General features: G+C 42.5%; 14 protein-coding genes. 11 read left to right on the top strand and 3 right to left on the bottom strand.

Features of this window, described 5'->3' with window-relative positions; translation table 11 throughout:
* Positions 1 to 42 precede the first annotated feature (42 nt).
* The 4 genes from PP175_RS03970 to drmC are packed head-to-tail and all read left to right on the top strand — an operon-like array spanning position 43 to position 6566.
* Positions 43 to 2097, top strand: coding sequence for a hypothetical protein (locus tag PP175_RS03970; RefSeq protein WP_272441544.1), 2055 nt, complete (start codon positions 43 to 45; stop codon positions 2095 to 2097).
* Positions 2022 to 3962 (top strand): helicase-related protein, encoded by a 1941-nt coding sequence (locus PP175_RS03975; RefSeq protein ID WP_272441545.1) that lies wholly within the window; start codon positions 2022 to 2024, stop codon positions 3960 to 3962. The genes PP175_RS03970 and PP175_RS03975 overlap by 76 nt, the downstream gene beginning before the upstream one ends.
* Positions 3959 to 5803, top strand: a complete 1845-nt coding sequence (drmB, locus tag PP175_RS03980; RefSeq protein WP_272441546.1) for a DUF1998 domain-containing protein — start codon at positions 3959 to 3961, stop codon at positions 5801 to 5803. The genes PP175_RS03975 and drmB overlap by 4 nt, the downstream gene beginning before the upstream one ends.
* The gene (gene drmC / locus PP175_RS03985) at positions 5796 to 6566 is read left to right on the top strand and encodes a DISARM system phospholipase D-like protein DrmC (protein WP_272441547.1); all 771 of its coding nucleotides are present in this window, start codon (positions 5796 to 5798) and stop codon (positions 6564 to 6566) included. The genes drmB and drmC overlap by 8 nt, the downstream gene beginning before the upstream one ends.
* Positions 6567 to 6617: 51 nt before the next feature.
* Here the strand turns inward: drmC and PP175_RS03990 are convergent, their stop codons facing one another.
* On the bottom strand, positions 6618 to 7022 hold the full coding sequence (locus PP175_RS03990) for a cytosine permease (protein ID WP_334314202.1): 405 nt from the start codon (positions 7020 to 7022) through the stop codon (positions 6618 to 6620).
* Here PP175_RS03990 and PP175_RS03995 point away from each other — a divergent pair.
* The 6 genes from PP175_RS03995 to PP175_RS04020 all read left to right on the top strand — a co-directional run bounded on the left by PP175_RS03995 (position 6999) and on the right by PP175_RS04020 (position 13599).
* Positions 6999 to 7160 (top strand): hypothetical protein, encoded by a 162-nt coding sequence (locus tag PP175_RS03995; RefSeq protein WP_272441548.1) that lies wholly within the window; start codon positions 6999 to 7001, stop codon positions 7158 to 7160. The two genes, PP175_RS03990 and PP175_RS03995, sit on opposite strands and share 24 nt — an antisense overlap.
* 1043 nt (positions 7161 to 8203) lie before the next feature.
* Complete coding sequence (locus tag PP175_RS04000; protein ID WP_272441549.1) at positions 8204 to 8788, top strand: hypothetical protein; 585 nt, start codon at positions 8204 to 8206, stop codon at positions 8786 to 8788.
* 473 nt (positions 8789 to 9261) lie between these two features.
* Positions 9262 to 10188 (top strand): hypothetical protein, encoded by a 927-nt coding sequence (locus tag PP175_RS04005; protein WP_272441550.1) that lies wholly within the window; start codon positions 9262 to 9264, stop codon positions 10186 to 10188.
* 95 nt (positions 10189 to 10283) lie between these two features.
* Entirely contained in the window at positions 10284 to 11162 is an 879-nt protein-coding gene (locus tag PP175_RS04010; protein ID WP_272441551.1) for a gamma-glutamylcyclotransferase family protein, read from the top strand.
* 2 nt (positions 11163 to 11164) lie between these two features.
* Positions 11165 to 11635: a hypothetical protein gene (locus PP175_RS04015; RefSeq protein WP_272441552.1), complete on the top strand. Its 471-nt coding sequence runs from the start codon at positions 11165 to 11167 to the stop codon at positions 11633 to 11635.
* Positions 11636 to 11964: 329 nt separating this feature from the next.
* Positions 11965 to 13599, top strand: a complete 1635-nt coding sequence (locus PP175_RS04020; protein WP_272441553.1) for a hypothetical protein — start codon at positions 11965 to 11967, stop codon at positions 13597 to 13599.
* A 489-nt stretch (positions 13600 to 14088) separates the two neighbouring features.
* Here the strand turns inward: PP175_RS04020 and PP175_RS04025 are convergent, their stop codons facing one another.
* Positions 14089 to 14838 (bottom strand): aspartate/glutamate racemase family protein, encoded by a 750-nt coding sequence (locus PP175_RS04025; protein WP_272441554.1) that lies wholly within the window; start codon positions 14836 to 14838, stop codon positions 14089 to 14091.
* Positions 14828 to 16258: a cytosine permease gene (locus PP175_RS04030; RefSeq protein ID WP_272441555.1), complete on the bottom strand. Its 1431-nt coding sequence runs from the start codon at positions 16256 to 16258 to the stop codon at positions 14828 to 14830. Before PP175_RS04030 ends, PP175_RS04025 begins: the two co-directional genes overlap by 11 nt.
* Positions 16259 to 16552: 294 nt before the next feature.
* On the opposite strand from PP175_RS04030, the gene PP175_RS04035 reads away from it, so the two are divergent.
* A complete protein-coding gene (locus PP175_RS04035; protein WP_272441556.1) occupies positions 16553 to 18277 on the top strand; it encodes a sigma 54-interacting transcriptional regulator in 1725 nt (574 codons plus the stop codon).
* Positions 18278 to 18301 lie beyond the last annotated feature (24 nt).

The following is an 18301-nucleotide window of genomic DNA, read 5'->3' on the forward strand; positions in this document are numbered from 1 at the left end:
ACATGGTTATAAAAATTTATAAAATAATGGGGGGATAAAAAAGTGAGTGAAGAGAATGGAAAAAAACTAAATATCGAATCTGAAAGTAAAAAAACTGTAATGACTCAAAATGCTTGGATTGTCAAATTTAACAGTACACAGTGTATTAATAATTTTACTTTGACACTGGGAATTGAAGGCTCGGAGTGTCAAGGAATACACAAAGGCGATTCAATTGTAATATATAGAGAGAGTAATGAAGTTCCTGTCATCGTCGCTTTTGCCAGATTGTATCAAAAGCGATCAACTTTTGTTCAAACAACTTTTTATTTTGACAGTTATATTCCCATAGATGCCAAAAGCAGATTGGAAATAAATTATATAACTGGTAATGATAATGTATCTATTAAACGTCTTGACTGGACTGAATTTGAAAGTATTTTCAGAGATGCTACAGGAGCAGACTTTTCTACTTTTCCAACGATATCTGGAGAATCTATACAGGAACAAGCTTATATTCGAAACCTATTGGAAAATGCGGTTAGAGATGATTTACTTGGCCCAGCAAATGGTCCATATGAAGAGATTATAGGAATGAGTGTTAGGGATCGATATTTGGTTGGTAGACTTGCCCCAAAAGAAACATTCCAGGAGGAGTATGATGATCCTGGAGTTGCAAAATCTTCTATTAATCCTTCTGGCCCAAGTGGAAGGATTGATGATGAAGAGTCAAATGGGAATCGTGATGTTTCATCAAATAAATCACTTGTTCCATCTTCAGTTGGATTAACCTTTTGTGTAGAAGGTTCAGTTAAAGAGTTAGATATTAGTGTTAGTTGGGGAAGGTACATACGAGAGAAAAGTGAAAAAGAGGATAACAATGGCAAGCCTTTTAGAGCATGGAAGAGAATCCCCTCAGGTGGTATAGAGAGTCTGCAGTTAAAAGAAGGAATAATTAAACCATTAATTGTTGATGAAGATTGCCCTGAAGTTTTGATTCAAGGCACAGTTTACCCTCCTTTAGAGAACGGGGATAGATTGGTAACGCTTTTCCTTGTCAATACACAAGAAAAACCGGAACATAATCAAGATAAAGCTTGGATTTTCCAACCGGAAATAATAATTACAGACCCTAAGGGGAAAGCAGTTTTTAGGAAAAGGCCAGTTTTAAAAGATGATGATATTGATGATGAAAGAGAAACGCTTGAAATGATTTACCGTAAACAAGTTGAATTTGCAGTTGGTCATGGTATTTCAGTTCATTCAAAGGTTGCAAGTGATGATAAAAATCACGCAATAGAAATACGAACTTCTGTTATTCCAAGTTATGAAATTCCGGTAACTGAAACACCTGGGTTAAATCCAGAAGACCGTGTTGCTATGCGGAAAATGGTTAATGAAGGCTATTTAGATATGGAAAATTTAGCAACATTGGAACAAACACATCTTACTGATGTTTTATCTATTTTAACAGATGATTATCAAAATTGGATTGAAGAACAAAAGAGTAGAATAGGAAAAGAGTTAAAAGGATTTGATGATGTTGCATGGGCAGCAATGAGTAAATGTGAGGAAATTCTGAAAAGACTCCGTGAAGGTATTATAGTACTCTCTAGGGATAAAGATGCATTGGAAGCATTTCGTTTTGCAAATAAAGTGATGGCTTCACAACGTATTCGGAGTATCTATTCACTTAAAAGAAGACGAGGAGATAAGGTCAACCTTGAAGCCGTGAATATCCCCAAGAACAGATCTTGGCGACCATTTCAGTTAGCCTTTTTACTGTTATCAATCCCTGCACTTTCGAACCCTACACATAAGGATCGTACTGAATCAGTTGAGGCATTTGCTGATTTATTATGGTTTCCGACGGGTGGGGGAAAAACAGAAGCTTATTTAGGCGTAGCAGCATTTACCATGGCTATTCGTAGAAAACAGGGTAACCTAGGTGGGCTAGATGCCAGTCGTGGATTATCGGTAATAATGCGCTATACATTAAGACTCTTGACTTTACAACAGTTTCAAAGAGCAACAACGCTTATATGTGCGATGGAAGTATTGAGGAAAAAAATCCTGAAATATGGGGGGGAGAACCGTTTACTATTGGTTTATGGGTAGGTATGAAGGTTACACCTAATACAACCGAACAGAGCCATGAGGCAATTGAAAAAGAAAGGGAAGGAAAACATAGTAATGGGTCAACTCCAGCACAACTGACAAGTTGTCCATGGTGCGGCAGTGAAATTTCACCGGGGCGCGATATTCGTGTAGACAAAGAAGTCGGAAGGACACTTATTTTTTGTGGTGATAAATATGGTAGGTGTGATTTCAGTCATGCAAAATCAAAAGAAAATGGATTACCGGTCCTTGTAGTTGATGAAGAAATTTATAAAAATCCACCTACAATGTTAATTGGTACTGTTGATAAATTTGCGATGATGGCATGGCGAGGTGAAATCAGAAACCTTTTTGGATATGTAAATCAAGAATGCCCACGTCATGGATTTGTTTTGCCAGATTCAGATGATTGTACAGGGAATCACCAAAAAAAAGGTAAGCTTGAAGCAACAAGAGTGAAACAGGTTTCTCAATTGCGCCCACCAGATTTAATAATACAGGATGAGTTCCATTTAATTAGTGGTCCATTAGGTACTATGGTAGGTCTTTATGAAACTGCAATAGATTCTCTTTCTACTTGGGATTATAAAGGGAAGAAGATAAGACCAAAGGTAGTTGCTTCAACTGCAACAGTAAAAAAAGCAGAAGAGCAAGTTGAAAGCGTGTTTTTACGTCAAGTATCCGTATTCCCACCACAAGGATTAGATGTCGAAGACAACTTTTTTTCTGTTCAAAGACCAATAAATAATAATCCAGGACGTAGATATATAGGCATTTGCTCACCAGGAAGCTCTCGTCCGGGAGTTTTAATTAGAGTATATGTTGCTATACTAACATCTGCACAAACTTTATTTAAGCACTTTGGTAAAGCCGCAGATCCATATATGACACTTGTTGGTTATTTTAACTCATTACGTGAGCTAGGAGGTATGCGAAGACTTGCTGAGGACGATGTCCAAACTCGATCTTATAGGGTACAAATGAGTGAAGTTGAGAGACCAGGCTTAAGTCAAAGATCAGTCAAAAATATCGATGAATTAACATCACGTGTTTCTAGTAAGGATATTCCCCAAAAACTTGATCAACTTGAAATTGCCTTTAAAAAAGAGTGGAAAAAGGGCGAGACTCAAGCCCTAGACATTGCTCTTGCAACAAATATGCTTTCGGTAGGGGTAGATGTAAACCGACTTGGATTAATGGTAGTAAATGGTCAACCAAAAGGCACAGCTGAATATATTCAGTCAACTAGCCGTGTAGGCAGATCATTCCCTGGAATAGTTTTTACAGTCCTGACATGGTCACGTCCTAGAGACCTTTCACATTATGAAACTTTTGAACATTATCATGCAACCTTTTATAAGCATGTTGAAGCACAGTCCGTTACTCCATTTGCTCCTAGGGCATTAGATCGTGGACTTACGGGAACAATGGTAAGTTTAATTAGGCTATTAAATGATAAGTTGAATCCGAATATTGGCGCACAAAAATTGAATAGTTCTTCTCAACATGAAGCTGTGAGCGTAAGAAAAATTATTTCTAACAGGGGGTGGAATATAAAAAATGATAGGTCAATTGCAGATCAGATTGAGGAAATGGTAAAGGATAGAATTGATTTATGGCAAAAAGAATCAAATAGATCAGGTCGAAGATTGGGATATGAGTCTGAAAGGAAAAAAGGAGATATAGCACCATTATTAAAAAAACCAGGAATTGTTTCATGGGATAAGTTCACAGTTCCTATGTCAATGCGTGAAGTAGAGCCTGGTGTACAGTTAATAATGGATGTAGATACTCTCCCAGAAGGGCCAAATTGGAAAAGACGTAATAAAGACAAAGAAAAAGATGATAGGAGGGAGAGAATATGAGTACTCATAAAGTCGGTGATGTAAGACCAACTCAACTATTATGGACATATGGACCAGGGGCTTTGATTGATCTACCAAATTTATCAGTAATTACTATGGGGTTACAACGTTGGGATGAAGAACAGTGCTCTCCAGTCGAAGAGGCTAGATTACTTGCTGCTGTTAAGAGAGTTCTTGGTCAGCAGGTTGAAAGATTGCGTGTTCCGCCCTTTAAAAGAGATGAAAACGCAAGCCCTCTGTCGTCAGAGGGCAAAATAGGGGTTCCAGTAAGACCTTTTCCACGATGGCTAAGATGCGTTAAGTGTGGTTTGTTAGCAGAGTATGATTCAGGGTTATTTAATATTAAATCAAATCCTTTTCGTCCTGAAAAAACCCATTTTGTCCATACAAACTGTGAAAAGGGTAATCGTTCTGATGCTGTACCAGCACGCTTTTTATTAGCGTGTAAAAATGGTCATTTGGATGATTTTCCATGGCATTGGTTTGTGCATGGTGGAGAATCTTCATGTAGAGGAACACTACGCTTCTTCGAAAGTGGAGCCTCACTTCAAACACAAAATCTATGGGTGAAATGTGATTTGTGTGGAGATAGCAAATCACTTGTTCATGCTTTTGGGGAAGAAGGGCAACAAAATTTACCTGCATGCCGGGGTCGGCATCCCCATTTAGATACCTTTGATCAGAATTGTGATGAGGAGGCAAGGGCAGTGTTACTCGGGGCAACAAACAGTTGGTTCCCAATAACATTATCAGCTCTAGCTATTCCTATGGAAAAGAATCCTCTTAATCAATTAATTGTAGACGGATGGGAATATTTTGAAGAAATTGAGTCAGAACTTGAAGCTAAAATCGCTATTAAAACATTATCGAAAAGCGGTGCTTTGCCAGGTATAGGTGAATACAGCCCTGCGGATGTTTGGAACGCAATAAAGTCAAAAAAAGATGGAAATGTCAATGAAGAGTATGTAACAGAAACAGATATTAAAGAACCTGAATGGAAGGTATTAACATCTTCGAGAGCACTTACAGATTGGCCACATTTCCTAAGCAGGAAGGTAGATTGCCCAACAAAATACAGTGATAAAATTGAAAATGTACTGCTTTTAGAACGTCTTAGGGAGGTCAATGCATTAATTGGCTATACAAGAGTTGAGGCAATTGAAGAATCCATGGATGAGGAAGAAAGACCGCATATAGCCAAACTTACTAAAGGCAATCCAAAATGGGTTCCTGCAAGTGAAGTTCATGGAGAAGGTATTTTTATTCAATTTAAAGAAGAAATAGTGAAAGAATGGGAAACTCAAGAATCTGTAAAAAAACGAAGCATTATGCTTTTGAATGGGCATAAAGGTTGGCGTAATGCTCGTAAATTAGATCCAAACGTGGGTTTTCCAGGAATAAGATTTACAATGTTACATACATTTGCCCACTTGTTGATTCGAGAACTAGCCTTAGAATGCGGTTATAATGAAGCCAGCATAAGGGAAAGAATATATGCTTCTGAAGAAACATCAATGGCTGGAATTTTAATTTATACTGCAGCAGCTGATTCTGATGGTACCCTAGGTGGATTGGTACAACTTGGAAAGCCAGAGAATTTAGGTAGGCTGATTGAGCAGGCACTAAATAGGGCAACAATTTGTTCGTCAGATCCCATGTGTTCCGAACATGATCCTAGTGAAGATCGATCACTTCATTCAGCTTCTTGCCACGCATGTTCATTTGTAGCGGAAACATCATGCGAACGTGGGAATCGTTATTTAGATAGAGCACTTTTGGTAAATACAATTGATTACCAAGGGGCTGCTTTTTTTAAAGGGAGTTACATGATTAATGAATGATCTTTGGAACATTATTTCTCAAATGGGGCTTGAGTTACATCCCGACAGGATTGAATATATGGCTAAGAAAGTGGCTAAAATTTCTTCGGCATCCGAGTTATTGAATTCTTCATTTAGACGAGGTCTAAATGTTAACCCGCAAATGTTAATCCAGTTAAAGAATGCCTGGGAAAAAGAACAAGGTATTACACCAAGAGAAATTTCCGCAGCTTTGAAATCTGCTTCAGTTACTGCATCAAATTCGGTTGCACGTCAAGGTTTGGTTGAATTAGTGTGGACAGGACCAGATACAGGTTTAGTCCCAGTGAGACACACAGAGCAAGTTTTAAAGGAAGTCATTGACATGGCGGTAAACAGGGTCTTTATAGTTAGTTTTGTTGCTTATGAATTACCATCAATAATTAGCTCATTACAAAAAGCAATTAACAGGAATGTAAAAATTGACATACTGTTAGAAACATCTAATGAACAGGGTGGTAGAGTTAATAATGATTCCATAAAGATAATGAGGGACGTAGTTCCTTGTGCAAATATTTATGTTTGGGATCAAATAAAAAATAGAACTTTAGGTGCAGTCCACCCGAAATGTGCTGTTTCTGATGGTTATCAAGCTTTTATAACCAGCGCTAACTTAACTAGAGCAGCTATGGAACGAAACATGGAACTGGGTGTTTTTATTAAAGGAGGTAAAGTTCCAGAAAGATTAGCCATGCACTTAGACGCTCTTATAAGAACTGGTATTATTATTGAGTGCACTAGTTAAATATAATTGTTAGGAATAATGTAAATCAATAAATAAGGTTGAATAATCTACTTACGTAACCAGGTTAATTTTGCGCGGGAAGAAATTGATAATGATATAAGCAGGTGGAAGCAGGTTGGCACTGATGTTGGTGGACCACTGGGCGAGAATAATGAACGCGAGGCACACCAGCAGCAGGAGCGGGCTGTTCTGTCCGACCGTCTGCACAATGACCTCGACCGGATTCCAGTTGCCTGTGGCGATGCCGCTTGTAAGGCCAATCAGCGTAAACAAAAGCATCAATGCCACGAGACCGATACTGTGGCCAAAGAAGCTGCCTTTGTTCGCCTGCCACCAGGAGCCTGACAGGTTGTTCGGGCTGACTTTTAAGAAGCGGGTAAAATCGGGCGCATTCAGGGCCATCATAATGTACGTGGGGATGTGTGTGCCCAGATGATAGCCAAAGCAGACCCGGATCTAGACCGCATACGGAATGCCAAAGGGATGCCGATGTCGCCCATCAGCGTGAAGAGAATCACCACTAGAAAATTCCCGATTAAGCAGGTCAGCAAATTTCGGCAGGAGACAGGGCTGGAGACAGCTGAGCCTCTGTAATAAATGTAACGAGTTGTACGTCAATCCAATCCAGAGCATCAGAAACGACATGCTCGAAATCGTGCACAGTGCGGTCCCGGTAGGCATCAACTCTTTTGACTTTAGACTCATTCCCGTTCTCGTTCCTGGCTCATGACAAACCCTCCTAACAATGATAAAGGTGTTTTTAACTCCACACTGGGTTTGTTCGACCTCAACGGTGTCAGAATAATGTTATCCACATAGTTGTTGCACCTGGCCATAATCTCTTTTACACGCCAAAGGGAAGGTACGTTATTCCTGATTTTCTTCTACAAATAGGGGTTTTACATATATTCTCCCCTTGCTTACCGTTTCCTGTATCGCCTCCTAGAGCCAACCCACGTATGAGATTTCCACTTCATCAAGTTTCCTCTCTCTGATCCTCTGCAAATTCTTTGAGCAAAAATATAAACATGTCTTTAATAAGCCATCAGGAAATTTAAAAAGAGAACTTTAAACAGGGCGAATTTGGCACAGTAGATGGTAGCTTTAAAGGATTTCATCTTTTTAACACGAATACCCGGTTAATCGTGAAATAACTTATTATCTAAGTCAAATTAAGCCTTATTGAACCTCCATAGTTTAAGTTGACTATAAATGCTGATTTCGAAATCGTTTGGGTTTGTACTGAAGTCATTATTAACGGAAGAAGTACTTATCAAGTTATAGGGAAGATAAATAGGTTAGAAAACAATGGGACTGAAATGAACAGTCCACCAGAGAAAGTCTAATAGTAAGCAAAAAGAAGAACGATGAGTATCAAATCACTGAACATATCGGTATTCTCTCAGGAGTCTCAAAAGCTTAAAAAAAGTATGATATTCCGTGAGTGGTCGCCCGAAGATAAGAAGGTGAGAAAGGAGTTACATTGTCCGAGAAATGGCAATTCATTATGGGATATGTTGAATAGCTTGGGATAAGGAATTTAATCGAGCAAAATTCTATAAGTTATTCATCAAATAACATCGCACCGGCTCAATAATATTGCTGCTTTCATCCATTAAGAATGGGGCTGATTTAGGATGATAAAGGAAGTCTCAATAAACGGAAGTAAGAAAGTAACCTTTTCGTTCTACCGGTTGGCAGATCTTACTTTTGATGGTGTATCTTTCAGTGATGTTATGTGTCTCAAGGATCGAAAAACAGGGGAGTTGTTTCCTGTTCCATTTGAAAGGGATCGAATTCAATTCATTAGGGGGATAGCAGCAAGGGATAGAGGTAGAATTACAACTAAAAATATTTTTCCGGATATGCGCTATAATTTACGGTGGCTTTATAGCGATTCTTTCAATTCAAATAAAAAAAATAAGCTTCTACCAAAAACGAAAATAGCAGCTCGGAAAAAAGCTCATCCAGAGAAATCAATTGAAAATAAAAATGTTGTACCACATGATGTTAATCAGTCTAATAATAAAAGTGTGAAGAAGAAGCGAGAAAGAAAAGATACTACTCACATTCCGATTGGGCCTGCTGATGGGATAATCAGTTTACCTAAAGAAAAAACAAATAAAGGTAACAAGAGAAATAGCAGACAAAATAGTACGAACTATATTGATGCAATGGATTATCGACTTCCAGGAAGTTATGGCACAGGGAAACGAAATTAATAATTGAAGTTGAGATTGCTGCCGCGCGAAGGATAAATTTACTTTGTTCAGTCTTTCAGAAAATTATAAGATGGAACAGAGGTGAGTCCCATCTGTTCCTTTTTTCATGCACTGTTTCAGATGTCATAATAGGTGAAACAAAGACCGATTAAATAGATTCGGACGCGTATATTTTAAGAACAAGAAGTTGGTCGATGGACAACTCGTCATGGAACTCATAAAAGCTATGTTGGCCAGTTCAGAAGAAGTTCTAATTAAAGAAGTACATGTGTAATGGATTAATTTTACGTAAACGAGAGATTAAGAGTGTAAGTGTTCAAAGTCTGGGGGGAATCCGCCAGCGTGAATATTGATATGACTGGGATAAAACGATTGATATTTCATTGAAGCTGTATGGTTGGTGCCAAAAGATTTGGTTACGGAATATTTAGAAAGAGTAGAAAACAGTAAATCAATTTGGAGGTGCACCCTTTATGAACTTCGACGATGAACTGTTTGCATTGGACGAACGAACCGATCTGTCTGAAGATGAGGTTCGGGAAGAAAGCATTAAAATCATTCAAAAGTGGCTACCTTACTTGGACGGAGAGGAACGGATACTTGCGCAAAGTAATCTGGCGAAGCTTTATTTGGATAGGGGGACTGACATTAAGGAACGAATGATGAATGCGCATATGGCGAAACCGTACTTTCTTGAGGTACTGAAATCGGACACTACGTCTTCGATACAAGCTGCCGCAGCTTATCATCTTGGGCATGTGGCAATCCTAGAATACAGTCAACGAGAAGCACTCGAATGGTTTGAAAAGGCGCTTTTGAGTGAATGCATTGACCGTGGACGGAAGATTAAATCTTTTTATCAGGCGGCGAGATGCAGCTTTGCTCTTCATAATATAGAGAAAGCCCAAAACTACTTGGAGATGGGGCGAAGTCTGGATTCGGCACGAAAGTATCAGTCTGAGTATGAAGCGGTATATTATCTGCTTCAAATGACACCGCAGGAGCGAAAGCCCTTTATGCTGCATAAGAATGGGGCGGAACCGGTTCCATTATCGTATGACGAATATAATCAGCTTTGCCATGAATCAAAAGAACTCGTACTTGACCTTGGAACTGATCAAGGTCCGCTGCTTTGGTATGATGGATTTTCAAGCAGGATTACGGATGATTTCGCAGAGCTTATAAAAGACCTCGCTACTGCAAAAACACCTCCACCAGATGAATATTGGCTTGTAAATATCTACAGAACTATCAAATCGACCAGCCTTCGTACTACGGTTGACCGTATTCTAAACAGTCTGCGTTCCGACGGATTCCCAGATTTTATGGTGCGCCAACAGAACAAGTATCAGTGGAACGGTGCTCAACTCCTTGTTATAAAATCGGTTTGGCCGAAATAAGAAGATACCACAAAGCCTGCTACAAATCTGTGGCAGGCTTTGTGGTGTAATAAAGGTGTAAAACAAAACAACCACTATTTAAAGGAGGTTCTATCATGGAACATGTCTTTGTTTACGGGACGTTGCGTCAAGGAGAGGGCAACTATCATTACTTGGCCGGCTCTACAAGAGTGGCCTTATCGGCAAGAATGAACGGGCGGCTGGTTGATACCGGTTATGGCTACCCTGCCCTAATTCAAAATCCGGAATGCCGGGTGAATGGCGAGGTATATGCAGTGGATGACGAAACGATGCTCCATCTTGACCGTTTGGAGGGTTACTATGGTCCGGGCGATTGCCGAAATCATTATGAACGCGTGAATATTCCGATAGAAACGGATTACGGCACCGTATTGGCATGGACTTATGTATATGCGAGCGATCGTTTCGAGCGCGGTTTCACGAACATAGAGGAAGGCGATTGGAAGTTGTACCATATGCTTCAGAAACCGAAGATTTTTTACTTCGCATATGGTAGCTGCATGGACATGAAAAGGATGGAGGAAGCGGGGGTTCAGGAATTTTTTCAGAATGTAAATGGCAGGGGCGTCCTGGATGGCTTCAACCTTCAGTTCACCAGAAAGGCGGAGGACGGTGGGCGTGCCGATATCGTCGAATCGGGCGGCAGCACGGAAGGAAAGGTATACGATATCCCGGTAGAAGCTGTTAAAGGATACCTGTATGGTAGAGAAGGTGTATTATTAGGTTTGTATCGCCCGGTTGTTGTTTCCGTTCGGATGCGGGACGGTTCAACCTGTGAGGCGCTAACATTCGTGGTGGTGAACAAGGAGGAAGAAACGGCGCCGCCCGTTACTTACATGGAAGAAATTTTGCGGGGCGCACGGCCCGTCGTGTCAGAAGCATACTATAACGGGCTGGTGGATCGCTTTGTCTCCCGTTTCGGCTATCCTATTCATCAAGAGGAGTTGATGTAATAATGGCAACGATAACAGCTCATGCTCTAATCGGTCAAACCCATCCCTATGACGGCGGGGTCACGAATGTCAGCCACCAGATGTCGCTTACAGAAAACAGCGTTGCCCGCTGGACCCTCTCACGTATCGGCGATACAAAGAACGCCATCCGATGGATGCCGAATCCGCAATCCATGTTGGAGGACGGTCTCCTCATGATCGGACTGTTCGTCGTGGCGGAACCGGAACTTGTGGCGGAAGCCGAACGACTGCTAGGCCCGCTGAATGAACTTGAGATGATGCCATCAGATTCAAACATCCTCCAAGTGCTTCATTCACGAAACCGTCAGTTAAAGCCGGATATCAAAGTGGCCTTTGCGATTTACGAAGGGTCATCCTTGATGGGCCAATATCCTGTTTTAGAACATTACTCCGGATGGGACGCAGAGGTTTGCGTATCTAAAATGCGGCGCGAAAACTCGCGGAACAGCTGATTTGTGAGTGTTTAAGAAACATGAACGTATGTTTGCTTACATTCATCGGTCACAATGAGAGGGTACAATCATATTGGACCGTTCATCGGATTATCATTCGTTAATAGCAAATAAAAGGATTTTTGCCGAATGTATTTCACAGTAAATAAGTTATCCAAACAAGATTTATCCTAGCAACACATGATTACAATGCACTTTACTATACTTCTTGTAGATAATGGTAAGACCCTTGGTTCCTACCATTATCTACAAGGAAATACTTGCTTGATGTCGAAATACAATTGTTTAGGAATCAGTAAAGGACAAATAGAGCAATGGAGAAGATGTTGATGAGGAAAGAAGAATTATCAAATCAATTTTCCCTAAGCCTACAGCAACTTCAACGTTCGTTTGAACAACTAGATTTATTGTATCGGCAAACTCGTTCGGAAAATGAACTGCTTTGGGAGCTGATTTATGAGCACGGTCATGATGATCTTATAGTGAGGCTTTTAGATGGGCTGGTGGAACTTTATAGCATGGAGAGTATTCCCAAAGTGTTTCACCATATGAAAAACAGTTTGTCGCTTAAACAGTTCTCTCATGTCGCAGCCGGACTTCAGCATCTTTTAAGGAACCCCTATTGGGGCGGCAATATGAATGGCGAGACAATTCAATCTCTCTTCACATCATTAATCAATCGCATCTTTTCCGCCGAATCAGATGAGACAGACGCACTAGATGAATTGTATTTCGACACTTTGAAGTTTGTTGCCGCGGCTATAGAGAAGCCATTTGAAGAGTCCATTCATCTATACTTACTGGAAAATTATGATCGAATAACTCAAACAATTATCGAGACGAACTCACCTAATATTATTCTCGCGTATATTCGATGTTTGCTAGCTTATGATTTATTTTCATTTCTCGAGTCCTTATTTGAGTTGCTTCTGGAAGCGGAATGGCCTTTTTTGGATGCGAATTTGGACGAAAAACAGTTTGCCCAGTTTTTATGGTATGCACACTACGTTGATCAAGATGTTAAGTTGATCAAAGTATCCAAAGATAGCTTAAGATACCTTAACCAGAGTACCATTGCGGAAATTCAATTATATCAAGAATATTATGCTCTACGAGATTCAAAAGCACCCTCTGCACAAGCCCTAAAGACAATGGAAACACTTTTGGAAAAAGGGCAGCTATTTTGCGGGACGGAAAAAGAGAAGATCTGGGGGAAGTTGAGAAAAGAGATTCAGACGATCACGGAGGCCGCAGCGGGAACGGAAACATTACTAACAGAGGCAACGGCAAAAACCATCTGGCAGGTGAAAAATAAAACGATTTATTGTCCGCATTGTCCCGGTTCCGTAATTCAAAAGAAGCATTTTGTGGTGGAAGGAACAGCGAAGGGCAAACAAACAATCGAAAAGAGAATCTTATTTGAACTGTTACTCTGCAATTCCTGCAATAGAGTATTTGCTTATGATGAAATGAAATTAATGCTCTATCGGGCAATAGAGCCTTATCGGGTCACTGTTCAACTTGATCCGGTTGATTATCCGCCAAATCCTAAAAAAACAATAGCTTCTTCACAGCCAACTAAACAAGCTATGGTATCACCGACTTCGGTGAAGCCGCTCATTTCCAATACTGATTATTTCTCTTGGCCAAATACGGAAGCTAAGGAATCCGAAGGCCGCTCAAGCCAGCAAGGAAACTTTCGGACGGAAACCGATTTGCATAGGCTGGGTTATCAAATTACAGGCCTCACTCGTCGGAAACGCTGGGATATTCTCGTGTCAAAAGGAATATCGACAATGCCTTTGAAAGAAATCGTATATACCATTGCCCGAAACGTACGCTTACGTAAATCTCAAATCGGAGGTAGGACCAAGTACGCGTACGCGATTGCGGAGTGGGAACATGATTTGAAAAGGTTGAAAGAGGAGTATTATAGGAATAATTTTACGTGGCCTCAGTATTGAAATAAAAACTACTTTTATACCCATTTTGTAAAAAATGATAAACAGGCTGAAGATGACATTGCACGTGTGTGCGTCGAATTCGAACCATGATGAATTTGAAAGGCTATCACCAATGGATGATAACGGCCTGGTTAGGAGCGAGTGCAATACACGTCTCCATTGAGTTTTATGTAGAGTTGACCTGCATCTTAGCGGCACCTGTAGAAAGATTTTTTTCTGAGTTCTAGGACATACTGATCAGGGTAAATGCTCCGAACTTCTTCCCGTTGCATAATCTCACACCTCGGTAATGTTTTTTAACATTTAATTATAGAATACTTTTGAATAAAATGGCTGGGGACGCGTTCTATTCGCGTCCCCAATTACTTGTGAAAAAGGATTCAGATTTGCTAGTATCAGTGAAAAAACTGGCGCGATTTAACCCAACCTTCTGGGCATTCGCGTCTGTAATTCTACTCCAATACACTATTGTACCTGCATTCTTACTCTTTAATTTTTTTGCGATGGCGCTGTGCTAAAACTACCAAACATACCAGTAAACTGTTTAGGCTCAGGTGCTTTATATGTCTTCAGTTTGCTTGTCGTCTTTCCTAAGTCCACAATCGCTTCCGCAAACTTCACAGCGGCAACCACCCCGTCAATCACAGGGACGCCCAGTTCATTTTCCAGGTTATTCGCGAATTCCGCCATCCCGGCACATCCCAGTAGAATCGCTTCCGCATGATCCTCTTCTACGGCTCTTCGGCCTTCCTCTGCCAGCATCTTCATGCCGCCTTCCGGATCCCGTTCAAAGTCCAGCACACACATCGGCGTAGTCCGCACGTTTACCACGCGGTGACCCATGCCATAGCCGTGAACCAGTTCTTCCATCATCGTCTTAATGCGGGGCAGAACCGTCACAATTGAGAACCGCGCCGCCAGCATCGAGGCCATATACATTGAGGCTTCTGCGATGCCGATCACGGGAGCCTTCGTGATTTCTCTCGCCCCCTGCAGTCCCGGATCGCCGTAGCAGGCGATCACATAGGCATCAAATCCTTCACGCTCACCTTTTTGCACTTCCTGCAGCACGCCTGGTATCGCTAAATACTCATCATAATAAGACTCGATAGAAGTCGGGCCCATGTCAGGGCTCACCGCAACAATCTCCGTATCAAATCTGGCAACGCTTTTGGCTGCGGCTTCAATCCCGCGGGTCATGGCCAATGTGGTATTCGGATTAATCACTTTAATTTTCATATTCGATCCCTTCTTCCTTGGTTATTTTTTCGCTGGTAAGCGGCGGTTCGCTAATTTCAGGCTGCGGATAGATTTTTACAATCCAGTACTTCATAGCCGGATAGTAGACGACGATGGATACGACAAACGAATTAATAAAGCCATAATCCGGAAAGAAGAACCCTAAGAGAAAAGCGGGAAGATAGGCAAGCAGGGCGGCAGGATTGATGTTCTTCCAGTACCGGTACTGGCCGCCGGCTTTGTACAGTTCCTCAACGTTTAGCTGCCGCTTGCGCAGTAAGTAGTAGTCACAGAACATAATGCCGGCAATTGGCCCCAGGAGAGCCGTAATAATCACAAGAATGGTAGGAATCTGGTCGGAATAATTCCAGGGCTGAATCAGTAATCCGATGACGCCGGCGATGATCGACGCCGTAACCAGGTTAATTTTGCGTGGGAAGAAATTGATAATGATATAAGCAGGTGGAAGTAGGTTCGCGCTGATGTTTGTGGACCACTGGGCCAGAATGATAAACGCCAGGCACACCAGGAGCAGAAGCGGGCTGTTCTGTCCAACCGTTTGTACAATCACCTCGACCGGATTCCAGTTGCCTGTGGCGATGCCGCTCGTGAGACCAATCAGCGTAAACAGGAGCATCGATGCCACCAGGCCGATGCTGTGGCCAAAGAAGCTGCCTTTGTTCGCCTGCCACCAGGAGCCCCCAAGGTTGTTCGGACTGACTTTTAAGAAGCGGGTAAAATCGGGCGCATTAAGGGCCATCGTAATGTACGTGCCCATCTGCACAGCGATGGCGAAACCGATGGAGATACCGCCTTTGCCATGCATGGAAAAGATGCTGCCCAATGTCAGATGGTGGGCATTCATGACCATGATCTGCATCGCGACACCGATGATCAGAAGGCTTGGTGATGCCAGCCATTCAAACTTGGAGATGGCATCCATGCCCATGGCGGTGTTGATGATTTGCAGGGCGCCAAACACAATGATGAGAAGCGTCAGATTGGAATAGCCGGTGAGCACTTTCATGATCGTATTGAGTGCAAAGGCTCCCATCCATGTCTGGAAACCAAACCAGAACACAGCGGGAATGGCCCGTATGGCTGCAGGGATGTGTGTGCCCAGATAGCCGAAGCAGGCCCGGATGTACACCGCATACGGAATGCCATAGCGGATGCCGATGTCGCCCATCAGCGTGAGGAGAATCGCCACCACAAAGTTCCCGATAAGGCAGGTGAGCAGGATTTCGGCCGGAGACAGGGCTGGATACAGCTGGGCGCCCGCAATAAAGGTAACCAGCTGCACGGCAATGCCAATCCAGAGCATCAGAAACGCCATGTTGGACATCGAACGCTGTTCGGCCCCGGTAGGCATCAATTCTTTTGACTTGAGACTCATTCCTGTTTCTTGTTCCTGGCTCATGACAAACCCTCCTTTTTCAAAAAAATTGGTTCACATACAGCTTGAGCAAGAAACATGCCAAGCTTAAAAGGGAGTCAAAAAGGGGAATAACAGCGAAAAATACAGAAAAAAGAAGGACACACGTTTGCAAGCATGCAATTTTTTCTATTGATAATTTTAAACATTCACTCTATTATTGATAAAAATGTAAGAGGAAAAACTGCAAACATTGTTGTTGAATTGCAACCCATGCCATCGTGGTGTTGGCGTCTATCCCGGCGACAAAGTTAAATTCCTGCAGGAGGTGTATGTCCGTTGCTGTTTTATACTGAGAAGATTATGGATTTCCTTCCCTTTGGCCTGATTGTGACGGATGCGCTTGGACAAATCACGTTTAGCAATCAGGCTGCCAGAGAGATACTGGGCCGCACGCCCGATCAGATGCAGGGAGCATTTATTCATTCCCTTTTCGCATCAACCGCGGTCATTAAAGCCATCAAAACGAATACATCTTCTGTTTCCCATGATATGACGGATGCCGGAACCCCTCTTGTCCTGGTTGAAATTCCTTTCGCGTTAGCAAACGGCAGCAAAGCTGGCCTTATTCTCCTTTATCAAGACCATATACTGAACCAGCTGGCCGAAGAGTCCCCGCAATTTACCGAGCTGAAGCAGGAGCTGGAAGCCATTATGAACCTTGTTGGCGAACTGGTGACCATTACGGATAAGGATGGCACCATTTTGCGCGTGAATGCCAGCTGTGAGAAGGTATTGGGTGTAAAAGAGCGGGATCTGGTGGGGCATCCCGTGGATGTCATGGAGAAGGAGGGCGTGGTTAGTACGTCCTCCACGAAACGCGTCATCCAGGAAGGAAGAAAAGTCACCGTGGCCCAAACGACAAAATCGGGCCGGCGACTGGTGGTGTCCGGGTATCCCATCTACAACGAGGATGGTTCGATGAATAAGGTAATCAATATTTCCCGGGACGTTACCGAAGAGGACAAGCTGGCTAAGAAGCTGGACGAGATGAGGCAGATGATGCGCCACTACCAATCCGAATGGGTTCGGATCGGGCGGCACGGAGAGGATCGCATTGTTGTCCGATCCAAAGTGATGGAAGAAGTGTACGATCTCGCCGGGCGGGTGGCTGATGTGGATTCCACGGTGCTCATTCTGGGTGAATCAGGGGTTGGAAAGGAAGTGCTGGCGCGCACCATTCACAATCTGAGTCCGCGCAAGGCGAAGCCTTTCTTAAAAATCAATTGCGGGGCCATTCCGGAGACCTTAATGGAGTCGGAGCTATTCGGGTATGCCAAAGGCACATTTACAGGCGGAAACAAGGAAGGAAAGCAAGGCATCATTGTCAGCGCCAACGAGGGCACGCTGTTCCTGGATGAAATCGGAGAGATGCCTCTGCAGTTGCAGGTGAAACTCTTACAGGTACTGCAGGAGAAACAGATCACCCCTCTGGGCAATACGGCGCCTGTTGATGTCAATGTCCGGTTCATTGCGGCGACGAACCGGAATTTAGAGAAGATGGTGGAGGAAGGAACGTTTCGTGAGGATCTGTACTACCGCCTCAATGTCATTCCGATTACCATCCCGGGTTTACGCGATAGAAAAGAAGACATTCCCTTTCTTGTCGAACATTTTCTTGGGCTCTATAACGATAAATACAATAAGAATAAGGCACTGCAGAAGGAAGCGATGCAGATGCTCTTGAATTATCCATGGCCCGGTAATGTGCGGGAGCTGCAGAATACGGTTGAGCGGCTGGTGGTAACCATACCGGACGACCACATTCACATGCAGGATTTGCCGGATAAGATGCTGAATGCCGTCCTGGAGAACCCGCCCGACCGGGAAGGCCTGACACTCAAAGAAGCCCTTTCCCAATATGAACGAAACATTCTGCAGCAGGCTGTAAATCAATCGCGCACCTTAAAAGAAGTGAGTGAAAAATTAGGCGTGGATATTTCTACAATTAGCAGAAAAGTTAAAAAGTACAACATTGTGTTTGCAGAATTGCAATTAAAATAGCAAATACGCAAATAGCTATAAGCA

The sequence above is a fragment of the Aneurinibacillus sp. Ricciae_BoGa-3 genome (assembly GCF_028421645.1).
Classification (GTDB): domain Bacteria; phylum Bacillota; class Bacilli; order Aneurinibacillales; family Aneurinibacillaceae; genus Aneurinibacillus_B.

Excerpts from the sequence above, each read along its gene's own strand:
- PP175_RS04005 (WP_272441550.1), top strand. The coding sequence starts at position 9,262 with ATGAACTTCGACGATGAACTGTTTGCATTGGACGAACGAACCGATCTG.
- drmC (WP_272441547.1), top strand. The coding sequence starts at position 5,796 with ATGAATGATCTTTGGAACATTATTTCTCAAATGGGGCTTGAGTTACAT.
- PP175_RS04000 (WP_272441549.1), top strand. The coding sequence starts at position 8,204 with ATGATAAAGGAAGTCTCAATAAACGGAAGTAAGAAAGTAACCTTTTCG.
- PP175_RS04030 (WP_272441555.1), bottom strand. The coding sequence starts at position 16,258 with ATGAGCCAGGAACAAGAAACAGGAATGAGTCTCAAGTCAAAAGAATTG.
- drmB (WP_272441546.1), top strand. The coding sequence starts at position 3,959 with ATGAGTACTCATAAAGTCGGTGATGTAAGACCAACTCAACTATTATGG.
- PP175_RS04010 (WP_272441551.1), top strand. The coding sequence starts at position 10,284 with ATGGAACATGTCTTTGTTTACGGGACGTTGCGTCAAGGAGAGGGCAAC.
- PP175_RS04020 (WP_272441553.1), top strand. The coding sequence starts at position 11,965 with ATGAGGAAAGAAGAATTATCAAATCAATTTTCCCTAAGCCTACAGCAA.
- PP175_RS03995 (WP_272441548.1), top strand. The coding sequence starts at position 6,999 with ATGATAGCCAAAGCAGACCCGGATCTAGACCGCATACGGAATGCCAAA.
- PP175_RS04015 (WP_272441552.1), top strand. The coding sequence starts at position 11,165 with ATGGCAACGATAACAGCTCATGCTCTAATCGGTCAAACCCATCCCTAT.
- PP175_RS04025 (WP_272441554.1), bottom strand. The coding sequence starts at position 14,838 with ATGAAAATTAAAGTGATTAATCCGAATACCACATTGGCCATGACCCGC.
- PP175_RS03975 (WP_272441545.1), top strand. The coding sequence starts at position 2,022 with ATGTGCGATGGAAGTATTGAGGAAAAAAATCCTGAAATATGGGGGGGA.